The sequence below is a fragment of the Bacillus sp. FJAT-27251 genome, from assembly GCF_001273925.1.
Taxonomy (GTDB): domain Bacteria; phylum Bacillota; class Bacilli; order Bacillales; family Cytobacillaceae; genus Mesobacillus_B.
Genome location: NZ_LIGG01000001.1, coordinates 696036 through 718568, shown reverse-complemented (window position 1 = coordinate 718568; position 22533 = coordinate 696036). Strand labels below are relative to the sequence as shown.

The 22533-nt window shown below is 44.3% G+C and carries 21 protein-coding genes; 17 read left to right on the top strand and 4 right to left on the bottom strand.

Features of this window, described 5'->3' with window-relative positions:
- Position 1: 1 nt before the first annotated feature.
- The 15 genes from ADU22_RS03430 (at position 2) to ADU22_RS03355 (ending at position 14368) form a co-directional block, all read left to right on the top strand.
- The gene (locus ADU22_RS03430) at positions 2-1195 is read left to right on the top strand and encodes a phosphopentomutase (RefSeq protein ID WP_053360915.1); all 1194 of its coding nucleotides are present in this window, start codon (positions 2-4) and stop codon (positions 1193-1195) included.
- 173 nt (positions 1196-1368) lie between these two features.
- Entirely contained in the window at positions 1369-2958 is a 1590-nt protein-coding gene (locus ADU22_RS03425) for a serine hydrolase (RefSeq protein ID WP_231687839.1), read from the top strand.
- 773 nt (positions 2959-3731) lie between these two features.
- On the top strand, positions 3732-4712 hold the full coding sequence (gene rfbB / locus ADU22_RS03420) for a dTDP-glucose 4,6-dehydratase (protein ID WP_053360914.1): 981 nt from the start codon (positions 3732-3734) through the stop codon (positions 4710-4712).
- A gap of 6 nt (positions 4713-4718) precedes the next feature.
- A complete protein-coding gene (locus ADU22_RS03415; RefSeq protein WP_156324307.1) occupies positions 4719-5423 on the top strand; it encodes a hypothetical protein in 705 nt (234 codons plus the stop codon).
- A 706-nt stretch (positions 5424-6129) separates the two neighbouring features.
- Entirely contained in the window at positions 6130-6642 is a 513-nt protein-coding gene (locus tag ADU22_RS03405) for a DUF6773 family protein (protein WP_053360911.1), read from the top strand.
- Positions 6643-6650: 8 nt separating this feature from the next.
- Positions 6651-6842 carry a helix-turn-helix transcriptional regulator gene (locus ADU22_RS03400; protein ID WP_046522872.1) on the top strand — a complete coding sequence of 64 codons (192 nt, stop codon included), beginning with the start codon at positions 6651-6653 and terminating at the stop codon, positions 6840-6842.
- Positions 6843-7334: 492 nt separating this feature from the next.
- Complete coding sequence (locus tag ADU22_RS03395) at positions 7335-8336, top strand: LacI family DNA-binding transcriptional regulator (protein ID WP_053360910.1); 1002 nt, start codon at positions 7335-7337, stop codon at positions 8334-8336.
- 22 nt (positions 8337-8358) lie between these two features.
- Positions 8359-9312, top strand: coding sequence for a sugar kinase (locus ADU22_RS03390; protein ID WP_053360909.1), 954 nt, complete (start codon positions 8359-8361; stop codon positions 9310-9312).
- A 9-nt stretch (positions 9313-9321) separates the two neighbouring features.
- Positions 9322-9945, top strand: a complete 624-nt coding sequence (gene hxlA, locus ADU22_RS03385) for a 3-hexulose-6-phosphate synthase (protein WP_053360908.1) — start codon at positions 9322-9324, stop codon at positions 9943-9945.
- Positions 9942-10499: a 6-phospho-3-hexuloisomerase gene (gene hxlB / locus ADU22_RS03380; protein WP_053360907.1), complete on the top strand. Its 558-nt coding sequence runs from the start codon at positions 9942-9944 to the stop codon at positions 10497-10499. Before hxlA ends, hxlB begins: the two co-directional genes overlap by 4 nt.
- A 15-nt stretch (positions 10500-10514) precedes the next feature.
- Positions 10515-11168, top strand: coding sequence for a bifunctional 4-hydroxy-2-oxoglutarate aldolase/2-dehydro-3-deoxy-phosphogluconate aldolase (locus ADU22_RS03375; protein ID WP_053364451.1), 654 nt, complete (start codon positions 10515-10517; stop codon positions 11166-11168).
- A gap of 18 nt (positions 11169-11186) precedes the next feature.
- Complete coding sequence (locus tag ADU22_RS03370; protein WP_053360906.1) at positions 11187-12215, top strand: TRAP transporter substrate-binding protein; 1029 nt, start codon at positions 11187-11189, stop codon at positions 12213-12215.
- 68 nt (positions 12216-12283) lie between these two features.
- Positions 12284-12760 carry a TRAP transporter small permease gene (locus ADU22_RS03365; RefSeq protein WP_053360905.1) on the top strand — a complete coding sequence of 159 codons (477 nt, stop codon included), beginning with the start codon at positions 12284-12286 and terminating at the stop codon, positions 12758-12760.
- Positions 12757-14046: a TRAP transporter large permease gene (locus ADU22_RS03360; protein WP_053360904.1), complete on the top strand. Its 1290-nt coding sequence runs from the start codon at positions 12757-12759 to the stop codon at positions 14044-14046. The genes ADU22_RS03365 and ADU22_RS03360 overlap by 4 nt, the downstream gene beginning before the upstream one ends.
- 40 nt (positions 14047-14086) lie before the next feature.
- Positions 14087-14368, top strand: a complete 282-nt coding sequence (locus ADU22_RS03355; RefSeq protein ID WP_053360903.1) for a cupin domain-containing protein — start codon at positions 14087-14089, stop codon at positions 14366-14368.
- A 77-nt stretch (positions 14369-14445) separates the two neighbouring features.
- On the opposite strand, the gene rpiA is transcribed toward ADU22_RS03355, so the two are convergent.
- A complete protein-coding gene (gene rpiA / locus ADU22_RS03350) occupies positions 14446-15135 on the bottom strand; it encodes a ribose-5-phosphate isomerase RpiA (protein WP_353611376.1) in 690 nt (229 codons plus the stop codon).
- A gap of 517 nt (positions 15136-15652) precedes the next feature.
- Here rpiA and ADU22_RS03345 point away from each other — a divergent pair.
- Both ADU22_RS03345 and ADU22_RS03340 read left to right on the top strand, forming a co-directional pair.
- A complete protein-coding gene (locus tag ADU22_RS03345; RefSeq protein WP_053360902.1) occupies positions 15653-17242 on the top strand; it encodes a P-loop ATPase, Sll1717 family in 1590 nt (529 codons plus the stop codon).
- Between the two features lie 202 nt (positions 17243-17444).
- Positions 17445-19250, top strand: a complete 1806-nt coding sequence (locus tag ADU22_RS03340) for a laminin G domain-containing metallophosphoesterase family protein (RefSeq protein WP_231687838.1) — start codon at positions 17445-17447, stop codon at positions 19248-19250.
- A 103-nt stretch (positions 19251-19353) separates the two neighbouring features.
- Here the strand turns inward: ADU22_RS03340 and ADU22_RS03335 are convergent, their stop codons facing one another.
- The 3 genes from ADU22_RS03335 to ADU22_RS03325 all read right to left on the bottom strand — a co-directional run bounded on the left by ADU22_RS03335 (position 19354) and on the right by ADU22_RS03325 (position 22114).
- Positions 19354-19674 carry a hypothetical protein gene (locus ADU22_RS03335; RefSeq protein ID WP_053360901.1) on the bottom strand — a complete coding sequence of 107 codons (321 nt, stop codon included), beginning with the start codon at positions 19672-19674 and terminating at the stop codon, positions 19354-19356.
- A gap of 94 nt (positions 19675-19768) precedes the next feature.
- The gene (locus ADU22_RS03330) at positions 19769-21199 is read right to left on the bottom strand and encodes a cytosine permease (protein WP_053360900.1); all 1431 of its coding nucleotides are present in this window, start codon (positions 21197-21199) and stop codon (positions 19769-19771) included.
- Between the two features lie 129 nt (positions 21200-21328).
- Positions 21329-22114 (bottom strand): creatininase, encoded by a 786-nt coding sequence (locus tag ADU22_RS03325; RefSeq protein ID WP_053360899.1) that lies wholly within the window; start codon positions 22112-22114, stop codon positions 21329-21331.
- Positions 22115-22533 lie beyond the last annotated feature (419 nt).

Here is a 22533-nt window from a genome sequence, read left to right as displayed (position 1 = left end):
GGTGAAAAAGGTGACCTTGCTCATTTTAGATGGATTTGGAATCGGCGCGATGGATGATTGCATTTCGGTAAAGCCGGAGGATGTGGGTGCCAATACGTACAAGCATTTGAGAGAAGAAGTCGACCTGCACATTCCAACGCTGTATAACCTAGGATTGAACCAGCTTGCCGACCAGATTGGGGCTCCTGCTGCTGCCTATGGTAAAAGCAACCTGGCCCATGCGGGTGCAGATACGTATATGGGCCATCAGGAATTGATGGGAAGCAAGCCACATGTGCCAAATAAAAGGCTGATGATAGATGTGGGGCCAACGGTGAAGCAGGAGCTGGAAAAGGCAGGGTATGAAGTTGCGTATCCCGTGCCAAACTCTCCCGTCCTGCTGGTGAATCAGGCTGTGGTCATTGGAGATAACCTGGAATCAGGAGCAGGAAACATCATCAATGTTGTCGGGGATTTCACCCGTCTTCCATTTGAAGATGTGGTCCAAATAGGAAAGGTTGTCAGAAGCTGTGTGGATACCAGCAGGGTGATTATTTATGGCAATGCCGAAAAGACGAATTTAGATATGATTTTATCCGCGGTAAAAGAAAAACACACAGGTCAATGGGGTGTGGATAGCCCAAAGGCCAATGTTTATGGAGAAGGCTATCAGGTTCTTCATTTAGGATATGGAGTCGATTTTGAAAGGCAATTTGCTTATATGGCAGAGATGCATGGCCTCCCTGTCTATCGAATCGGGAAGACCGCAGATGTCATCCAGGCAAGCGGCTATAAGGATCCAGTGGTCAATACAAGCGAAGTGCTGGAAGCCTACAGAAAAGTGTATCATGCCAGCAAAGAAGACTCTATTTTCCTGGTGAATGTCCAGGAAACGGACTTGGCTGGCCATAAGGAAGATTGCCGCTGGTATAAGGAAGTCCTTGAAACCGCTGATCAATTCATTGCCTCTTTTATCAGCGAAATGGCCGAAGAGGACCTTCTGATTATAACGGCCGATCATGGGAACGACCCGACCATTGGGCATTCCAATCACACCCGTGAACAGACCCCAGTATTGGTCGTTGGCCAAAAAGTGGCCCCAGTATCGATAGGAACCCGGGCCACGATGGCAGACCTATCTGCCACGCTCGCCCAATATATGGGAATCCCCTTGCCGGAATACGGCGAAAGCTTTTTAGAGGATATCTTGAAGTAAAAAATTAATTTCGTAAGGGAAGCAGCGGCATGCTGGATAGAAGAACTAGTATATTGCAAGGAAAGCGGCTGCATGCTGAATGGAGATGAGTAGTAGAACAAGTTTATTGCAAGGAAAGCAGCTGCATGCCTGGAAGGAAGATGAGTACTAAAACTATTTTAGGAGGAGATTACTTGTTCAGAAAAAGCTTCATGATTCTTGCTGTGCTTTGTTTGGCAGTGGTTCCTTTATTTGCTTCTGGTACGATGGCTCAAGCGAATACGGGAGATGTTCCTGAGCTGAGCGGGCAGGTTGAAATCGAATTGGAGGGCAAGGGTGACACATTTACCGGACACTTTTATGGGCATGAAAATCAAGGGGAATTGGTTTTAAAAAGCAGAGGAAAAACCATTAAAAACAATCTTGAGATACAGATTAATGGGGAAGAAGTGATTATTAGGCCTGAGCAGTTAAGGAAATCCGATGTTGTCGAAATAAATGTTGGCACCCATGTTAACCAGGGGCTGAATGAGATTAAAGTGGAACAAAAAAACAATGCGCAAAGCCCCGCAGTGGTCATCCCATATTTAACCTTGAAAGATGGAAAAGCAGATGAAGTCGGTCTGTCATCGGAAAGGCTGGAAGATATCGACCAGGTCGTGGAGCAAGCCATGGATAATGGAGTCATCCCGGGTGCAGTTGTTTTGGTTGCCAAGGATGGTGTCGTTGTAAAGGAGTCGAGCTATGGGTTTGCCCAGAAATATGATATGGGCAACTTGCTTGATAGACCAGTAGCCATGGAGACAAACACAATCTTTGACTTAGCTTCGGTAACAAAGGTAATGGCGACCACTCAAGGGATTATGAAGCTGGTCAGTGAAGGGAAGCTCCGTGTTACCGACAAGGTTTCCGATATCATTCCTGAATTTGCTAACAACGGCAAAGAATCTGTAACAATCGAGGATTTATTAACCCATACATCTGGTTTGACACCTTGGACACCTACTTATTATTTTACAGACAATTCGAAGGGTGTCTTGGAGTACATCAACGATTTACCTTTGGAATATGAAACTGGAACAAGCCGCAAGTACAGTGACTTTAGTTTTATGATGCTAGGTTTTGTGATTGAAGAAGTGACTGGGATGAAACTCAATGACTACCTTGATGAGCAAATCTATGAAACTTTGAATATGGGAGATACTCAATTTGTCCCGTCAGCTCACCTGAAGAATAGAATGGCTGCTACCTCATGGGGAAACCCATACGAGCATAAAATGGTTCATGACCCTAACTTTGGATATAATGTGGACGTTAATCTCGATGCATTTGATGGCTGGAGAGATTATACGCTTATTGGCGAAGTGAACGATGGGAATAGTTACTACGCGAACGGGGGAATTGCCGGCCATGCTGGTCTGTTTTCTACAGCCAGAGATCTGTCTGTCCTGGGCCAAACCATGCTCAATGGCGGTGGATACGGGTTGGACAGAATATATGACAGCACCGTTGTGAAAGAGTTTACGAGTCCGCAAAGATATACCCATGGGTATGGATGGGAACTCAACACAACCTGGTATATGGGGAATAAAAAGAGTCCATCTGCCTTTGGACATACAGGATTCACTGGAACCCAAATCATCTTTGATCCAGAACATCAATTGCAAATCATTATCTTAACCAACAAACAAAACATGGGAACCACTCCTAGCGGTTCTTACCGCAGCACAGGTCCATTAAGTAAGGAAATCAGTGACATCGTTTATGACTCCATAGAGAAGTAGGGGCGGTTCTGCTACTTCGGATAAATGGGAAGGCTTCCTCCAAAGGTATGGAGGGGGCTTTTTCTCTTTTATTTCGGAGCCTGATGCATAGGATGATAGTGTTTCTTTGTTGGCTGCAGGTTCTGAAGATGGGTTCCGGGTTGGACCATATGGTGTCTTTAGAATAACCAAGTGGAACGCATATGCGTATCATTTTTGATAGAACGTGTCGAAAAATGGAAAGCAGCGAAAAAAGCATCATTATGCCATACTAATCAAACGTTTGATTAAAGTCGCCTTGATAGATCAACCTTGGTGAAGAGTGGGATTGAAGTTAATTTTAAAAACGTGAATCCTTAAAGTTTTCGCGTGTTGGGCAAGGCCTGGATTGCTGTCAAAGGATGGTGAATCATGGTGAAGCAAGGGGACGGTTCTGGCGATCTATTCGGCCATTGATGGTGAGGCGGCAGAATCGTCCCCATGCTCTACATAAGCGGAGAAATTCCGGTTAAGGCATTTAACAGGGGTCTAAATAGCGGAAATAGGCGGATATTTTCCGATTAACTGCTTTTTTTAGGGCTAAATCCACGGAATTGATGAATATAGACGGAAAAACTCCCCTTAAATTACGGGAAATATAGGTATTTCCCCGTTTAAACGGAATTTTTCCGTTTATTTTCATAAGCGCAGTAATGAAGCATGGGAACGGTTCTCGTAATCTATTTGCTTACTGAAAGTGAGGCAGCGGAACCGTCCCCTGCTTCGTGGTATAGTTATTGGCAGAGGTGAGTCGTTTGAAAAAGAAGCTTCTTGTCACAGGCGGTGCCGGTTTTATCGGCGGGAATTTCATTCATTATATGATGGAAAGGTATCCGGATTATGAAATTTATAACCTGGATGCCTTGACCTATGCGGGAGACTTGGCGAAGCATCGAGGGCTGGAGGGAAACACACGCTATCATTTCATCCAGGGCGAAATCGGCGATCGCACCATGATGCTTTCTCTATTTGAGAAGGAAGAGTTTGATTATGTTATCCACTTTGCTGCCGAGAGCCATGTGGACCGCTCCATTGTGGATCCGGGTGTTTTTGTACGAACGAATGTATTGGGTACGCAGGTTTTGCTGGATGCTGCATTGAAAATTGGCGTTGCTAAGTTTGTGCAGGTTTCGACGGATGAAGTGTACGGGGACCTGGATTTTGACCCGGAAACATTTTTCACCGAAGAGTCGCCGCTGAAGCCCAATAGCCCTTACAGTGCCAGCAAGGCATCGGCCGACCTGATGGCGCGCGCTTATCATGAGACGTATGGACTCCCGGTGAACATCCTCCGCTGCTCCAACAATTACGGACCCTTTCAGTTTCCGGAAAAGCTGATTCCCTTGGCCATCACAAAGGCAATGAACGGGGAAAAGGTGCCGGTCTACGGGGATGGCAGGAATGTGCGGGACTGGCTTCATGTGCGTGACCATTGTGCAGCGATCGACCTTGTGTTGCATAAGGGTATCATCGGGGAAGTCTACAATGTCGGCGGACATCATGAACGGACGAATCTTGAAGTGGTGAAGTCGATTATTCAGTCTCTTGGTAAATCGGAGGAACTGATTGAGTTCGTGTCCGACCGGCCAGGCCATGACCGGCGCTACGCGATTGACGCTTCCAGACTGGAGGGATTGGGCTGGAAACAGGAGTACAATTTCGAAACAGGACTTAAGCAAACCATCCAGTGGTATTCGGCTAATATGTGGTGGTGGGAGCCGTTAGTAAAAAAGTGAAATTGGTTGGAAGCAATTTTAATAGGGAGCGGTCGGAGGAGAAAGATGAAGGGGTTCTTAAAGAAATTTAGTTTATTTATTGTTTCATTGTTGCTTATATTCCTTATACAGGGAAGGGCAAATAACACAAATGTTACTTTTCAGGACGCGCTTGCGAGTTTTAATCAATATGAGATGGCCGTCAACGGTTTTTTGGAAGAACCGGCTGAAGAGAAAATCCGGGAAGTCAGCCAAGAGGGCGCAGGGTTTTGGAGCGATTATTATGATCTGACTGGGCATCAAACTTTTTACAATAAATTATTCAGAGTTGACCCAATCCTGACAGAACAAGAGGTTGAGCGGTTAGAGGAATTAAAGGCTATGTCGGAGGAATTGGATGAACGCTATGTGTCCGCTGCCTTGCAAAATGTTTATAAGGCTTCGGATTTTTCTGTATTGATCCATGAGGCGAAGGAAAAGGGTAGGCATGCAGTCGAAGGTGTTGATATTCAGCATTCGGGAAAAAATGAATTCACTATTGAAATTGAAGGTACTTTTCACGCGGAGGGTCCCTCAAATATATTGACTCGGTATTTCATCATCGAAACCCAACAAGGCAATTATTATTGGGAACAGCCAAGTGATTATTCCATGAGTTTTAGTGACCAGAGGGTTTCTATTAAAATAGGCAAAACAAAGTATCATGTTAAAGGAAATATAATTTACGATTAAATGAATCAGAGGCAATATCAGCGCACAGATGTTAAAAGCTGTGCGTTTTTTGTTTCGTTTTTTCTTTTCCAGAGGGGGTGGGGATTCGGGCAAATAGAACTGGAAAATCAGCAAATATAAGTGCGTGAACGGCAAATAGAACAAGGGATTCGGACAATAGAAATAGTCCTGGCAAATAGGAAATGCAAATCGGAATGAGGAATTGGCGAATAGAATTCGAAAAGTGGCAAATAGAACTCGAAAAACGGAAATTAGAAGTGCCTGAACGGCAAATTGAACAAGGAATCTGGACAATAAAAAGGGGTCCTGGCAAATAGAAAAAGGAAATTGGCGAATAGAATTCGAAAAGTGGCAAATAGAAGTGAGGAAACGGCAAATAAAACAAGGAATCTGGACAATAGAAAGGGGTCCTGGCAAATAGAAAAGGGAAACCGGCAAATTGGATTCGAAAACCGGCAAATAGGAGTGGAGAAACAGCAAATAGAAGTGCGTGAACGGCAAATAGAAGTGCGAAAAAGGCAAATATAATAAGGAATCTGGACAATAAAAGTACTCAGGCTATAGCAGTGGGCCTCGACGCTTATGCTTCCTAAATGTTTCAGCCTTCATTCCCGCTCATCAAATTATAAATGACATTTTGTAAATTATATATTGCATTATGACGCTTATGTTGTATAATAAAATTACAAATATTGGAGGTGGGATGATGGGTTTCTGGAATAGAAAGCATAAAGATGAGCGTGTGGAAAACATTAAAAACAAGATTTATAAAGAAGTTTATATCCTTATTATGGTGCTGTCGTTTATTTCAATTGCTGTGAAGTATATCACCATTGAGATGTCTCTCAAGGTTGTCCTATTTGAATGGATCGTCATTCTTGTGTCTTCCCTTTACTACAGTGTGAGAATAACGTATCTCGGCATCTATTCCGATGAGGTAGAACTGCATGATCAGACCAGCAAGGTGAAAATGAGCAAAAAGAATCTGATAGGGGGGATTGCGTTAGGGGTGGTACTTGCGCTGATTTTTGCCACAAACAGTGCCGTCAATTACGCGGATAGTCCGCAGCAGGCCATATCCTATTTCCTTCTTGTGTTTTTTGTCTCGTTTATCATTTATGTTCCTTTGTTTGGTGGAGTTCATGCAATGATCCATTCAGCCGCTAAAAGGAAAAGTGAACAAATGAATCAAAAAAGCTTGGACGATCGTGAAGGCTAGGGAAGCGTATGAAAAATAAACGAATGAAGATGGCCCGTATAGAACATGACCTATCTCAGGAAGAACTGGCTAAAAAAGTGGGAGTCACCAGGCAAACCATTGGACTGATTGAAGCAGGGAAGTACAACCCGACATTAAACCTATGCATCTCGATATGCAAAGCATTAAACAAAACACTCGATGATCTATTTTGGGAATGAGGCAAGGGGACGGTTCTCCTTGCCTCACTTTTTTTCTGTTCGGGTGCAGCAGTGAGGCAGGAGAACCGTCCCCCTGGTCTATGCAAGGAATTCATAAGCGGAGAAATTCCGGTTAAGGCATAAAACAGGGGGGGAAGAAGCCAAAATAAGCGGACATTTTCCGTTTACCTGGTTTATTTAGGACAAAATCTAGGGATTTGATGAAGATAAGCGGAAAAACTCCCCTTAAATTCCGGGAAATGATGGTATTTCCCAGTTTAAGCGGAATTTCTCCGGTTATTTTCATAAGCGCAGTAAAATCTCAAGTATGGGGACGGTTCTGGCGCTCTATTAGACCACTAAATGAAGCAGCAGAACCGTCCCCATGCACTACCTGCTTTATTTTTAAAAATACCTATTGAAAAGCGCTTACATATCTTTTATAATGATGATAAATCGATTTAGTAAACCGGTTTAGTAAACCGATTTACCAAGTCACTTGGAGTAGATTTTATGAAAAAAGTAACGATAGCGGATGTAGCTCTTCATGCGGGCGTTTCAAAAAGTACCGTCTCGCAGTATCTCAATAAACGATTTGATTATATGAGAGAGGAGACGAAAAAGCGGATAGAGGAAGCCATTCATGAACTTGGCTACCGGCCCAATATTGTGGCGCGAAGCCTGAAGCAAAAGACCACAACGACCATAGGGGTGATTGTGGCCAATATTTTGCACACCTTTTCCACTCAAGCCATCAGGTCCATCGAGGACATGTGCCACGAGCATGATTTTCACACGATCGTATGCAACGCGGATGATGATCCTGTGAAAGAGCGCAAATACATTGAAATGCTGCGGGCAAAGCAGGTGGACGGGATCATATTGGTTCCAACCGGTGATAATGCAGACCTTTATAAGGACATGATCAAAGAGAAATATCCGATTGTGTTCGTAGACCGTACAGTAAAGGATGTTCCCATTCCATCTGTCCTGCTTGATAACGAAAAAGCAGCGGAGCTTGCCATTCAGCATTTTATCAACAAAGGATACAAGGAAATTGGCTTAATTACGAATGTGATTCGAAATGTAACACCGAGGCTGGAGAGGCTGAACGGCTATAAAAATACCCTTCAGGCAAATGGCATCCCCATTAAGGGAGAGTATATTAGGAGCCTGGAAGTCAGCAAGGTCCGGGAAGGACTCGGGGAGATGCTTTCGATGGAAAATCCTCCAAGGGCCATACTTGCCGGAAACGATCTGACCTTGATCGAGATTCTCAAGTATGTAAAAGAGAACCAGCTGCGAATTCCGGAGGATCTCGCGGTTATCGGCATTGATGATGTCTCGTTTGCCAGCTTTTACGAGCCGGGGCTGACCATTGTTGCCCAGCCAGCTTTTGAGATCGGCAATAAAGCGGCTGAGCTTTTATTGAACAAAATCCAGAAAAAAGAGGTGCCTGGAGAACAAATGGTCTACAGGTTTGAGCCAACACTTATTGTAAGAGAATCTTGCTAAAAGACGAAAGGGGTGTAAAACAATGAGAGATATCATAACAATCGGCGATTCCATGATCACTTTTAATCCGTCATCAACCGGGCCCATGCGGTTTGTTTCCTCCTTTGAAAGGAAAATTGGCGGAGCTGAATTGAATGTGGCCATCGGATGCGCCCGTCTGGGTCTGAAGGCTGGATGGATTAGCAGGCTAGGAAATGATGAATTTGGACGGCATATTTTTAACATGGTTCGTGGTGAGGGAATTGATGTTTCCCAGGTAAAGCTTGTAGACGGATACCCTACTTCCTTGAACTTCAAGGAAATCATGGGAGATGGCAGCACAAGGACTTTTTACTACCGAAACAATTCTCCCACGACCGCTTTGACCATCGAGAGCATCGATGAAAATTATATTAAAAACGCAAGGGTTCTACATATCACGGGAGTTTTTCCGGCAGTTGACAAAGAGAAGAATATCAATCTGATAAAACATGCGGTCTCACTGGCCAAAAAGCATCGAGTGCTTGTCTCTTTCGATCCTAATATCAGGCTGAAGCTGTGGAGCAAAGAGGAGGCCAAATCCGTATTGAGAGAGCTTCTCCCCCAAGTGGATATCTTTTTAACGGGGGAAGAAGAGGCTGAATTATTGCTTGGTACGAGCGATCCAAAAGGAATCATCGAACAAAGCCGGGCATTTGGAATTTCCCATATCGCCATAAAGCAGGGGGAGAATGGCTCGGTTGGCTTTCATAAAGGCCAATATGCGGAGGCACCTGCCCTCAAGGCGAAAAAAGTCGTAGATACGGTCGGGGCCGGGGATGGATTCGATGCTGGATTTATCTATGGATTACTAAACGAGTGGCCTCTTGAAAGGATTTTGAGCTTCGCGAATGCGATCGGTTCGATGGTTGTCAGCGTTGCGGGAGACAATGAAGGACTTCCGTACCTGGAAGATGTACTTGTTCAATTGGGAGAAAGAGAATTCATAGAAAGATAAGGTGAGAATATGAATCTTCAACTTGCCCTTGACCGACTGACGAGGGAAGAATGCTTTCATATTTTAAAAGAAACAGGGGAATTTGTGGATTGGATTGAGGTTGGCACCGGTGTCATCAAGGAGTACGGCATGAGCATCATTCGCGAGATCAGGAAGAAGTACCCGCACAAGACGATTGTTGCTGATATGAAAACCTGTGATGCAGGCAAGCATGAGGCTTCCCAGGCTTTTGAAGCAGGTGCCGACATTACCACCGTGATGGCATTCTCTGCCGATCAAACCATCACAGAAACCCTTAAGGCAGCGGAGGGTTTCGGGAAGCGCATCATGATTGACCTGCTGGGGGTAACAGACCGAAACCGGATTATCGAATTGAAAGCTTTGGGGGCAGACCTGGTCAGCCTGCACTTTGGCAAGGATATGCAGGTGGCAGGGGAGATGGATACGGACATCTTCTCTCTTACAAAAGGGATTCCCGGCCTTGAGGTAGCAGTGGCCGGAGGAATCAGGCTGGACACCCTGGCAGATATTATTCAAAAAAACCCCGATACGATCATTGTGGGCAGCGCGATCACAAAGGCTGAAAACCCATATGAAGCGGCGGCTGCCATGAAAGGATTGTTGAAAGAATGAAATCAATCATAAACACAGTTGCGAATGAAATTAGTGCCGTTCTTTCATGGATTGATGAAGATGAGGCCATCCATCTATCCACCCACCTTCGGGAAGCAAAGCGGATTTTCGTGTATGGAGAAGGGCGCTCGGGTTTAATGGGAAAAGCATTCGCCATGCGGCTGATGCATGGGGGTTTTCCGGTGCATGTCATTGGGGAGACCGTCACGCCAAGCATCAAGGCTGATGACCTGCTGGTTGCCATCTCGGGTTCCGGTTCCACCGGAGGAATCCTCGAATTCGCAGCCAAGGCCAAGAAGATTGGTGCCAAAGTGTTCCTGGTAACAACAAACAGGGAGTCGAAAATAGCTTCCATCTGCGACGGAATCCTCGTCATTCCGGCTGCGACCAAATACCGCAGGCCTGGAGAACCAATTACGATCCAGCCGCTCGGCAATCAGTTCGACCAGTCCGTGCATCTTGTGCTTGATGCCATTATCATTGGCACTTTGCAGACAGGGAATCAGGATGATGTATATGAAGAAATGAAAAAAAGGCATACCAATCTGGAATAAATGGGAAAGGAAGTGATGGAACTGGAAGCTTTAGAATTTATTAAGGAACATGTCGTTGTGGCTGTCATCCGTGAAGCCACTGCAGACAACATTGTGCCAATTGCCCATGCCCTGCATGAAGGCGGAGTGAAGGTATTGGAAGTGACCGCCGAGACTCCGGGAGTCATGGCCCTGATTGAAAAAGTCCGCGCAGAGCTTGGGAGCAAGGTGCTTGTCGGTGCCGGGACGATTTTGGATCCCGAGACAGCGAGGGCAGCCATTTTGGCCGGCAGCCAATTTATCGTTTCTCCGTCGCTTAACACCGAAACAATCAAGATGACGAAGCGTTACGGAATAGCAAGCATCCCGGGCGCTTTGACACCGACCGAGATTTTGACTGCCTATGAGCACGGGGCCGATATGATCAAGGTTTTTCCGGCAAATGCCTTCGGGCCGGGCTATATCAAAAATATCCATGGACCTTTCCCGCATATTCCATTGATGGTGACTGGTGGCATCAATCATGAAAATATGAAGGATTATCTTGAAGGTGGTGCCAGGGCAGTGGGGATTGGAAGCAACCTGGTCAACCCGAAGCAGCTGAACACGGAAGAAGACTTTATCACACTGAAAAAGAAAGCGCTTAAGTACAGCGAGATGCTTTTGGAAGCTCGTCAAAATCATAAATAAAAAATTGGGGGAGTTAAGATGAAAAAATTGTTATCGGTTTCTTTTGCCACTCTTTTAGGTTTATCGGCAGTTTTGGCAGGCTGCGGCAGCAATGAAGAAGCAGGTGGAGAAGAAGCGGGGGGGRAAATTAAAATAGTCGCGGCGCATAATCAGACATCACCGGAAAATCCGTACCAGACAGGTTTGCTTAAGTTCAAGGAAGTGGCAGAGAGCAAATCTAATGGCAATATCGAGGTTGAAGTCCATGCGGGAACCATTGGAACAGAGGAATCCGAGCTTGTTGAGAAGCTAAAGCTGGGTGCCGCGGATGTTGTCCTGGTATCTCCGGGATTTATGACGCAAACAGGAATTAAGGAAATTGACCTGCTGGCTCTGCCATACCTTTTTGACAGCTATGAGCACTGGGAAAAGACAGTGGATGGTGAAGTCGGTGAAGAAGTGGCAAAGCTGGTCAATGAAAAATCCAACAATGACTTCAAGCTCGTGGGCTACTGGTCTGCAGGTGTAAGGCATTACTATGGAAAGAAACCAATTGAGAAAATGGAAGATTTGAAGGGACTGACTTTCAGGACCCAGACTTCAGGCGTTATTGCGGATTACTGGAAGCAGGCAGGCGCCATTCCTACCTCCATTGCATGGGGAGAATTGTATCAGGCTCTCCAGCAAAATGTGGTAGATTCATCTGAAAACTCTTATCCGTACTTTATCCAGCAGAACCACCATAAGACGAAGAACGGAAAATACATTACGGAAACCGGCCATGATTACACAACCAGATTTTTATTGGTAAGCGGCAAGAAGTTTGATAGTTATTCGAAAGAGCAGCAGGATATCATTCTTGAAGCGGCGGAAGCTTCTGTGAAAGCTGAGAGGGAAGCTGTTTTTGCCCAGGAAGAAGAGTATAAGGAAATAGCGATTTCGGATGGAGCAGAAGTGAACGAGATTGACCGCACACCTTTCATTGAATTGGCAGAGCCGCTTCAGGAAAAGGCAGCAAAGGATATGGGCGCGGAAGAATTATTGAAGAAAATCAGAGAACTAAAATAGAGTGACGATGAGGGAGGAAGTCACACGATTCCTCCCTCAAGTCCTTAACGGGAGGAAAGGCGATAAGCATGATTAGAGCTCTTGAAAAAATACAGATGACAATTGGTGTTATAAGCTTATCGATATTTTTGGCAGCTATCCTCATCCAGATTGCATCCAGGCATTTGGGAATCGCGATCATTTGGACGGAGGAAGTGGCGAAGTATTCATTCATTTGGTCGGTTTTTATGGGTGCCGCTGTGATGGTCAATAGAAGGGAGCATTTCAGCTTTGATTTCCTGTCGCAGAAGCTGGAGGGAAAGTCAAAGGCAACATTGATGACGGTGATTGATTCCATCGTCCTGCTGTTCTCGATTGCTCTTTTATACTATGGAATTGTCGCTGTCCAGAACTTCTGGAATTACAACTGGGCTTCCATCCCGAGTATGAAAATGGGATACGTCTGGATTTCCATCCCGATTATGGGAGCAAGTATGGCTCTCTATTCCGCCAATCACTTGGCAGGCAGCGTAAGATCGCTTTTGGGAAGGGGAGCTAATACATGACAGGCATTCTACTCGTTGCGTTGTTTTTAATCTTCATGTTCATTGGGGTTCCGATTGCTTTTGTCATTGGAATTGTGGCTCTCCTTGGAATCATGAGTGTCCCATACATTCCGGAAGTAACGGTTCCGATGAAAATGCTGAACGGGATCAATTCCTTTGTTTTGCTGGCGGTACCGTTATTCATCCTCGCCGCGAACTTAATGAACCACGGCAAGATTTCGCAAAAACTGATTGATCTTTCGCTTACGATTGTTGGCCATATCAGAGGGGGGCTGGCTCATGCCAACATCCTCGTGTCGATGATCTTTGCAGGTGTGTCGGGTGCCGCCCAGGCGGATACAGCAGGAGTTGGGAAAATCCTGATTCCAAATATGAAAAAGCAGGGCTACGACACAGAGACGGCTGTAGGTGTGACCGCGGCATCGTCGACCATTGGCGTTATCATTCCACCGAGCATCCCGATGATCATTTTTGCCGGACTGACGAATGCTTCTGTTGGGGCCTTATTTCTCGGCGGGATTGTGCCGGGTATTCTCATTGGCTTAGGGATGATGCTTTTCGTTTACATAATGGCCGTAAAAAGAGGCTATCCAAGGTCAAAAAGAGCCACGTTGAAGCAATTTTTTAAGCTTGTGTATGAAACGGTGCCTGCACTCATTACCCCGATTATTATCATTGGCGGAATCATTACCGGGTTTTTTACAGCGACAGAAGCGGCAGCAGTTGCCTCCATTTATACTTTGCTGATTTGTATGTTCTTTTATAAAACCTTGAAGCTGTCGGACCTGCCAAAGATCTTGGCTGATACACTTGCGCTGAGCTCCCTGTCCCTATTCGCCCTTGCTGCTGCAAGCGCACTAGGGGAGCTGATGAGCTACTATCAATTGTCCGTTAAGGCGCAGGAGTTCTTTGTCAACAATGTTGGTTCAGAATGGTTGTTTATCCTGATTGTCATTTTGTTCTTCCTGTTTATCGGTACATTCATGGATGCCATACCGGCGATGATCCTGTTTGTTCCTGTGATTTTCCCTACGGCTACCCAGTTCGGCATTGATCCGGTGCATTTGGGATTGATCGTGGTTATGACGTTGGCGATGGGGCTTGTGACTCCGCCATATGGATTATGCTTATTATTGGCCGCGAAAATTGGAAACCTGAGCATTGAACGTTCGTTTGCCGCTGTCATCCCGTATTTGCTGATTGTTTTGGCGGTGCTGCTGTTTGTAGCCTTCTTCCCGAGCATTGCATTTTATGTGCCTAAGCTCATAAACCCAGGCTTGTTTTAACTTAATCTGATGAAGAAATTGATAGAGAAAGGAAGACATCATGGTACAAAGAGAGATTTTAAGCAAGGAAGGTTCGTTGATGCTTGTAAAAGTCCAATTGGCTGAAGGCTTTGCAGGAGATGTGGACCAGCATCCCGAGGAGCAAATCAGTTTTATTGAAAAAGGACAGGTGGAATTTGAAGTAGGCGGTGTAACCAGGATTTTAAAAGAAGGGGACACACAGTATATTCCTTCGAATATCGAGCACCGGGTAAAGGTTCTGGAGGAATGTGTGATCCTTGATATCTTTACGCCGATCCGAAAAGACCTAGTGCATGAATGAGGAAAAGGGGAGCCCCCTTTTCCTTTTTTATCTTTGGGACATTCTTTGGGCGGAGGGTTTGTCCTGTCCCTATTTGACTATATGTTCTTCTTTTCAAAAACACTTGCTGAATCAGAATGGCCGACGATTACGGTATCTGTCATCCCGATAAACAGCCCCGTCTCCACAACTCCCAGCATCATTTTAAGTTCATGATGAAGTTCCTGCGGATTGGGAATGGAAGTGAACTTACAGTCCAGTATGTAATTGCTGTTATTCGTCACAAACACGTCGCCGTTCTCTTTCCTTAAAACGGGATCGGCCCCAAGATTAGCAATCTTATCTGCCGTCAATTCCCAGCCGAAAGGAACGACCTCGATAGGCAGGGGAAACTCTCCTAGTTGCTTCACTCTTTTTGATTCATCGGCAATGATGATTAACCTGCCACTGTGCGCATTGACAACTTTCTCGCGAAGCAGGGAACCCCCGCCGCCTTTTATCAGGTTAAAATCAGGATCGATTTCATCCGCACCGTCCACCGCTAAATCCAGACGCTGAACCTCTGAAAAATTGGTAAGGGGAATGCCGAACTCCTTCGCCCAGTTTTCAGTCCGGATGGAGGAAGGAATTCCTTTTATATTCAATCCCTGTTTCACCAACCCGCCAAGCTTCTTCAAAAACCAATAAACCGTAGAGCCCGAACCAAGCCCAATAACCATTCCATCCTTGACGAACTCCACTGCCTTCTCTCCAGCCATCCTCTTCTTTAAAGCTGATGTATCCTCCACTAGATTCACCCCACACGAGTATTTATGAATATTATAGCATGTTGAGGCATGGGGACGGTTCCCGTGACCTATTTGAGAATGGCTGGGCAAGTGAGGCAGCAGAACCGTCGCCCCTGCTCTACATAAGCGGAGAATTTCCGGTTAAAGCAATTAGCAGGGGTCTAAATAGCAGAAATAGGCGGATATTTTCCGACTAACCGCTTTTTTTCGAACAAAATCTAGGTAGTTGATGACTATAAGCGGAAAATCTCCCCTTAAATCCCGGGAAATATGGGTATTTCCCAAAATAAACGTAATTTCTCCGTTTATTTTTCAATAGCAGTCGTGAACGGTGGTTTGTTCTAAGTGGGGGTAGAGAAAATTAGCTGGTCTTGGTGGGCCAGTTGATTTCCTCTGTCTTTTTATCTAAATTCTTTTGAACTGAAAGTAGAAAATTTTAACAATATAAGTGTTATAATAGAGACCGTCGAAATTTTCAACTTACATAATGACAAACAGACAAATCGGGGGAAGGATAGTGGAAATTAAACTGCAGCTTGCGGATCTTTATTTAGGCAATATTGATGCCAAACATGAGTTATTAAGCAATTCTGAGGATGAACGTGTTCGGTTCAGCGATTCATTTTTTATGCCGGAGAACATTATCTTAAGTGATTACTTTAAAGGCCAGAAATATTTTGTTACAGGTCTGAAGGGTACGGGAAAGACAGCGCTATTAAGGTTTATAGCGATTAAAGCGGAAAATGAACTAAATGCTGAAACATCCTTCATTCTATTCAAAAGTGAAATCAAGGAGCAGGACAGGAAGGATTTTTCCAAGGCCGCCAGCACGGTTGTCACCAACAACAATTCCAATTCTGTTGATGGCATTGATAACATGGATTATGAAGATGTTTGGAGATGGTTCTTACACCGCCATATCGTTGAGATTATAGAAAATCGAAACATTCAAGTGTTTGAGGATGATCGACAATGGCGAAAGTATGCTGCCTGTGTGAAGGCCCCGAACCTTGGGGATGAGGAGTCGGGCATTAAGAAATTATTCCCCAAATTAAAGAGAGGGAATGTTGAGGTGAATGCCGGGCTAGATGGTGTATCCGGTACCCTGGGCCTGGAATTTGATTGGGAGGATAGCGGCCAGACGAAGGTCAAGTTTAACAGCATTGTCAAACAGGCAGATACCTTGTTTGAACGACTTACACCGGCTAATGGGCAGTTGTTCGTTTTCCTGGATGAACTGGAACTAACCTTAGGTGTTTCAAAGCAATACGCCAGGGATAAAAGATTAATCCGAGACTTGATCATCGCCATCCATAGTTTCAATGTTATTTGCAGGCGGAAAAACTTTAACGTTAAATTTATCAGTGCCATAAGATCAGAAGTGCTGACAGCGGTGGAGTCTACAGGAAAAGAGATTAATAAGATCATCTCCGATTTTGGAACTCCGGTGATCTGGCATCAATCTGGCGGAAACTTGTCTAAACATCCTATTCTGCAAATCATCATAAAAAGGATAGCGGCCTCGGAAAAGTTTTACAATATGAATGTGGATGATTCAAACGAAGCCATTTGGAATCGATATTTTCCGGAGTATATACAACGGGAGTCAGCTTCCACCTATATCCTTCATTTAACTTGGTATAGGCCACGTGATGTGATTAGATTGCTCAATCTGGCAAAAACACAGCACCCGTCTTCAACGAAGTTCTCCCACCAGGTGTTTGATGACATTGGGAAAAGTTATTCTACTGAAAGCTGGACAGAGCTATCTGAAGAGCTAAGGGCCATATATAATGAAGAAGAGATCGCTGGCATTAAGAGGATTTTTTATGKGATAAAGAATCCCTTTTATTTTAATGACTTTAAGCAGCATGTTGAAAACATCAGGGAAATGTATTCCAATGTAGAAACCTTGATTGAAAAGCATAAACTTGGTGAGGTCTTGTCAAATGTCTACCGTGTAGGATTGATTGGGAATACTGGAGAGAAAGTTCGCTTTGCCCACAGAGGAGATGACGAAATCCTATTGGAAAAGCAAATGATGGTGCACCGGGCTTTATGGGCATCTTTATCGGTTGAGCATAATAGCAAGCGAAGGAGAAGGTAGGCAGTGCCCATACTCTAAAAAAAGACTGTAAGATTCTTTTAGTTTATAGAATCTTACAGTCTTTTTATTTTGACCATAGGAAGAATGGGCCAAAAGAACCGAAAACGGCGATTTACAGAATGTTAACCTATTTCCTGGTGAGATTTAATGAATGATTGCTATCTTTCTAACGTGAACATATTTCAGTTAGGAGGAAGCAGAAGTGGGAATAAAAAATACCATAATAAGTTTATCAGTGGTCTGCATGATGGTTCCTGGCTTTGCTGCATCTGCAGAGGCTAAGGGTTCTACAGGTCAGAAAGTAAATGACCGTATTGTGGCAGATTGGAAATTTTCAAAGGAGTATGTGAAAAGCGGGTCGCTCCACAATGGGAATCTGGTCATTGAAGACGCCAGTCAGAATGGCAATGATTTGGAGTTGGTGACCGTGGGAGATCCTTCGTCCGAAGAATTGGAAACGATCATGCAATGGTCGGAAGAGGATTATGATAATCTGGCAGGTGTTGATAGCATCCAATTCGACAATTATAAAAACGCCCCTGCCGGAAGATATTTTAAAACAACCGACGATGCACCGATCAATACCGAGACATTTGGCAATGGGTTCACGGTTGAAGCCATTTTTAAAATGCCAGATTACTTTAATAGCCGTTTACATAGCTGGATGGGGATTTTAACAAGACAAGGGCAGGCTGCGGACCTTAATAAAGTGGAAGGCGAGAAAGAGATTCTATCTACTTTATCGGTTTCGAGTGATCGGGAAATTCAATGGACAAGCCATCCATCCAATCTGAATTATAATGTAACGAACTGGTCCCGTTCTTTGCATGCCGGTGAATGGTATCATCTTGCGGTTGTGAATGACGGGGAAACGACGACTTTAAGTGTGAATGGCGTGAGTGATTACGGGGAATCGGAGGAAGTCATCGGGATGGCAGCCATAGAAGGGAAAGGCTGGAACATCGGTGCTTCTGAATGGGGCAATGAATTGGACGCCTTATTTGCCGGCAACCTTCAACAAATCCGAATTGCCGATGAAGCTTTATCTAAAAAGGAATGGCTTGTTCCAGATGCTCGCGATAGCCAAGCGATTGAAGGAAACAACGATAAAATTCCATTCTTAACAGATAAAGATAATTACAATTTTCTGTTTGTCCCGGATACACAAAAATACGCCAACCATAATCCGGAAATCCTTAACAGCCAAATGAACTGGATTGCGAAGAACACGAAGAAGAATAATATCGTGATGAACGCATTTGTTGGAGACATTGTCGATAGCAATTCAGAAGTGCAATGGAATCGTTCTCTTGAAGCCATTTCCTATTTGGATAAAAAGGAAATTCCTTATATCATGGCGGCGGGAAATCATGATTATGCAAGTGGGGATCCTTTCCTAACCCATTATGGACCAGAACGATTTGCAGATAAAGAATATTATCTGGGTTCTTCTCCATCGGGCTATGGATCCTATTCCGTGGTTGAGGCAGGCAGCTACGAATACTTATTCCTAATCGTTGATATGAAAAACCTTCAAATGGACTTGGAATGGTCAAAAAATGTGCTAGAACAGCATAAAGACAAACCAACCATTATCGTTTCGCATGATATCATCTATCCTGAAGCTGAAAATAAACAAACTGTTGCGGCCCAGTCAGCTAGTGGTCAGCTTATTTGGAATGAACTTGTCCATGGACACAATCAAGTGTTTATGACCGTGAATGGCCATTACTTTGGGATTGCACATCAAGTCCAGCAAAATGCGGCCGGAAACGATGTCATTCAAATGCTGGTCAATTACCAGGATGTTTATCGCGGGGGAAATGGCTGGCTAAGACTTGTGGAATTTGACGAAGAGAAAGAAAAACTGTTTTTCCGTACCTACTCACCTTTTGTAGACGAAATGAAAAAGAAAGAAGCTACCTATGTTGATTTTAAAAATTTAACCGATTCATCTAATCACTTCGAAATGGGTTTTGAATTTGAAGAAAGATTTAACTTGAATTAACAAAAAGATGCCAGCAGTTTAACCTAAAACTGCTGGCATTTTTTGGTCCGATTTGTGCTGGAGAATGGTCCACTGTCACTCCCCGATCAGGTGAGTGACCAGTTTAGGATTTTTGCTGTGAAAATTTTATCTGTGCCCAAGCATCCAAATTTTTTATATGTTTTTTTCCAATCGTAAAACCATAGAGGATGAGTAATAGAATGATCAGTGTGAATAAATCCACCTTTTTAGTGAAGATAAAATTGACCAGGCCCATTAGTACTTGGGGGATGACTCCTGTGATTGCAAGTAAAACTGTGGCAACTTTGAACCAGAAGGCTGATTTTAAGCCATATCTGGCATATAGAAGGAAAAAGATTGAAGCCCATGCCAGTATCTCAAGGATAATTAAGATGATCCATTTATTTTCTACTAAAACATCCAATGTTCCTCAACTCCCTCTTGCCACCTAAACTGGAAGACAGAACTATTACGTGCCTGCATAGAGCCCTCTTCCTTTAAACCGATGTTACCTAAAGTTAAACAGGCACTTTAAGATTGTCATCTACTGTAAAATCTGTAAGGTCCTCGGCGGTTTCGGCAGCCATAACCGGGAATTTTTTCGCAAATATATTGCCTGCCATCATATAAAGCAGCGATGTAGAAGCTAAGGAAACAAAGTAATTATAATCCAGGAACAATAAACCAATCACGATGCCTGTTACATAGCAAGATAAGGCTACAGGATTGATTCCGTGCCAATAGGAGTATTTCCCTTTGCTGTTAAATAGATCTCCAAGACTGTATTTCCGTTTCCTGAAGTAATAATAATCTACGGCTATGATTGCCAGCGCAGGCCCCCCGGCAGCTCCGAATACAGCTAGGAACACATCTAAAATCGGCCCGAATTTCCACGGCTGTAAAGCAAACGCCAGCACACCCACTATGACTGTAGCTGTTTTGAAATTGATCTTTTTAGGGGCAAGCGCGCAAATGACATACACGGAAGGGAACAGGTTTGCGGCCGTATTGGTTGATAATTGTGCGACGAAGACAAACAGTGCTAGTATGGCGACGATTGCTTGATTTCCACCGGCGACCAGATTCGTAAGGTACGGAAGCACTTCTGCACCGGTCATGCCAGGAACCAAAACAACGGCAACAATGCCAATCATGGTAAAAAACATAAAAGCAGGCGCAGACAAAATACAGTACGAAAGCAAATGTGATCTTGCTGCCTTTTTCATGTTCCCGCCTTTAACTTTACAGTCTTTGGTAAAATCGTTAAATCCCATAGCAACAGCCGCATAGCCGCCTAAACAGACACCAAAGCCATAAAGCCAGCTTTTGCTTGTTCCCGATGTCCGGCCCTGGTCCCAAATATCAAACATGGATACATTATGTGTTTTCATCAATACATAAAACATTATAAAACCAATAATGATCATCAGCGGTGCCGCAAAAGTCGTAAATCGCTCAATTCCTTTGGCACCGGTTATGGTTACTAAAATAAGCAGTGATGCATTAATGATGATGGCAACAAACATGTTGCTGAATCCAAACACAGAGGTCATAAACATGTTTACTGCGGTTGCACCTATAAAACCGTTTAATCCTACAAAAATAATGGCAGGCATTGCCCGGACCAGCCCAACAATCTTCCCTCCCAGCGGTCCAGCCACCGCTGTGATCGTGGTGGCGAAGGAAACACCATATTTCAGTCCAATCTCTTGTGTGGCAAAGCAAGCTAAACATACGAGCAGCTGGCCAATCAGATTAATCCAGACAAGTTCTCCAATTGTATAGTACTGTACCAAAGGGGTCATAACTAAAAAGCTAGTCACCTGCACCGCGATTCCGAACCAAATCACACCAATCCCAAATGAACCGATCTTTCTATTGGAAAACTCTACTGGAGCCAATGATTCGCTATATAGATCATGTTCCGGTTTCGGTTGAAAATTGATCATTCATTTCCCTCCCCAACATATGGATAGAAAACATCAAATCCTCCAGCGTGCAAGACCTTCATGCCGGGCTAGCGTGGTTCACCGACATCAAGGTCTCAAGGGCATCTATACACGTAATCGATGATTTACCTAATTCTCCTTTTCCCACCGTGTAAATTCCATATTTACAGACTCTATTAGATTCTGGCTGATCTCTTTCCATACCATTTCGCCCTTTTCCTTCGTTGCCAAAGATGCCTTCCAAAGTATGCCGCTTTCGGTCGAAATTCTTTTGGGAATAGGGAGCATGTCGTAAAATGGATAGTATTCCGCTTGATCATCCTTTGCCTTTGAAAAATCGACTAGTTCTGGCGCTACATACATCATCACAGATGTTTCAAAAATTGAAGCATGCTCAATCCCCCAGCCGGGAAAGTGTCCTTCAAACACATAGTCCATTGTTTCGGGCTTTAATTCACTAAAGGGAGATTCGATGATAAGCAATTTTAAATCGGGATAATCTTTTTTTCTATCATCGAAAACATTGTATGCGGCATCATAAATAAAATTGGAATTCTCGAAATGCCAGTTGAAGAGGACTATTTTTCTAAAACCTGTTCTGATAAATTCTTTGACAACATCCATAATGATGGCGGTCAAAGTGGATCCGCTTAAGGAAGTTGTGCCTGGGAAGTTCTGGCCGCCGCCCGTACAGGGACGCGAACGGAATCCATAGGAGACAGTAGGGGCCACGATCATGTTTGTTTCCTTTGCTACGTCAAGTGCCATCCTCTCGGACAGAAGTGCATCAGTACATAGAGGCATATGTGGGCCGTGCTGTTCCGTAGCACCGATGGGCAGGATGACTCCGCATCCAGCATTTACGGCATCCCTGACCTCCATCCAAGTCATTTCAGACATTAATCTTTTACGCAATGCAAACACTCCTTTTTTATTAGTAAGTTACTAAGTGATTACTGTGCTCTCGGCATGAACGGGCCAGAATGGAACGAAGCAGCAAACTCACGTCCAATTCCTCATGCCAATGTGCATTCCTGGATGATTGAAAATTCAGAAATCTTTTGACGTGACTTTGCAATGCCATTTCCTTTGCGAAAAGCACTGAGGATTCTGACAGGCAAGTATCACCTCCTCCTTTATTCATAAAGTGACTTTTGGACTTACCATCAAATTATGCTAAAGAACGATAAACTATGTTTGGGTAATGATTAAGTGTGGCATGGGGACGGTTCCCGTGACCTATTTGAGAATGGCTGGGCAAGTGAGGCAGCAGAACCGTCGCCATGCCTATACATAAGCGGAGAAATTCCGGTTAAAGCAATTAGTAGGGGTCT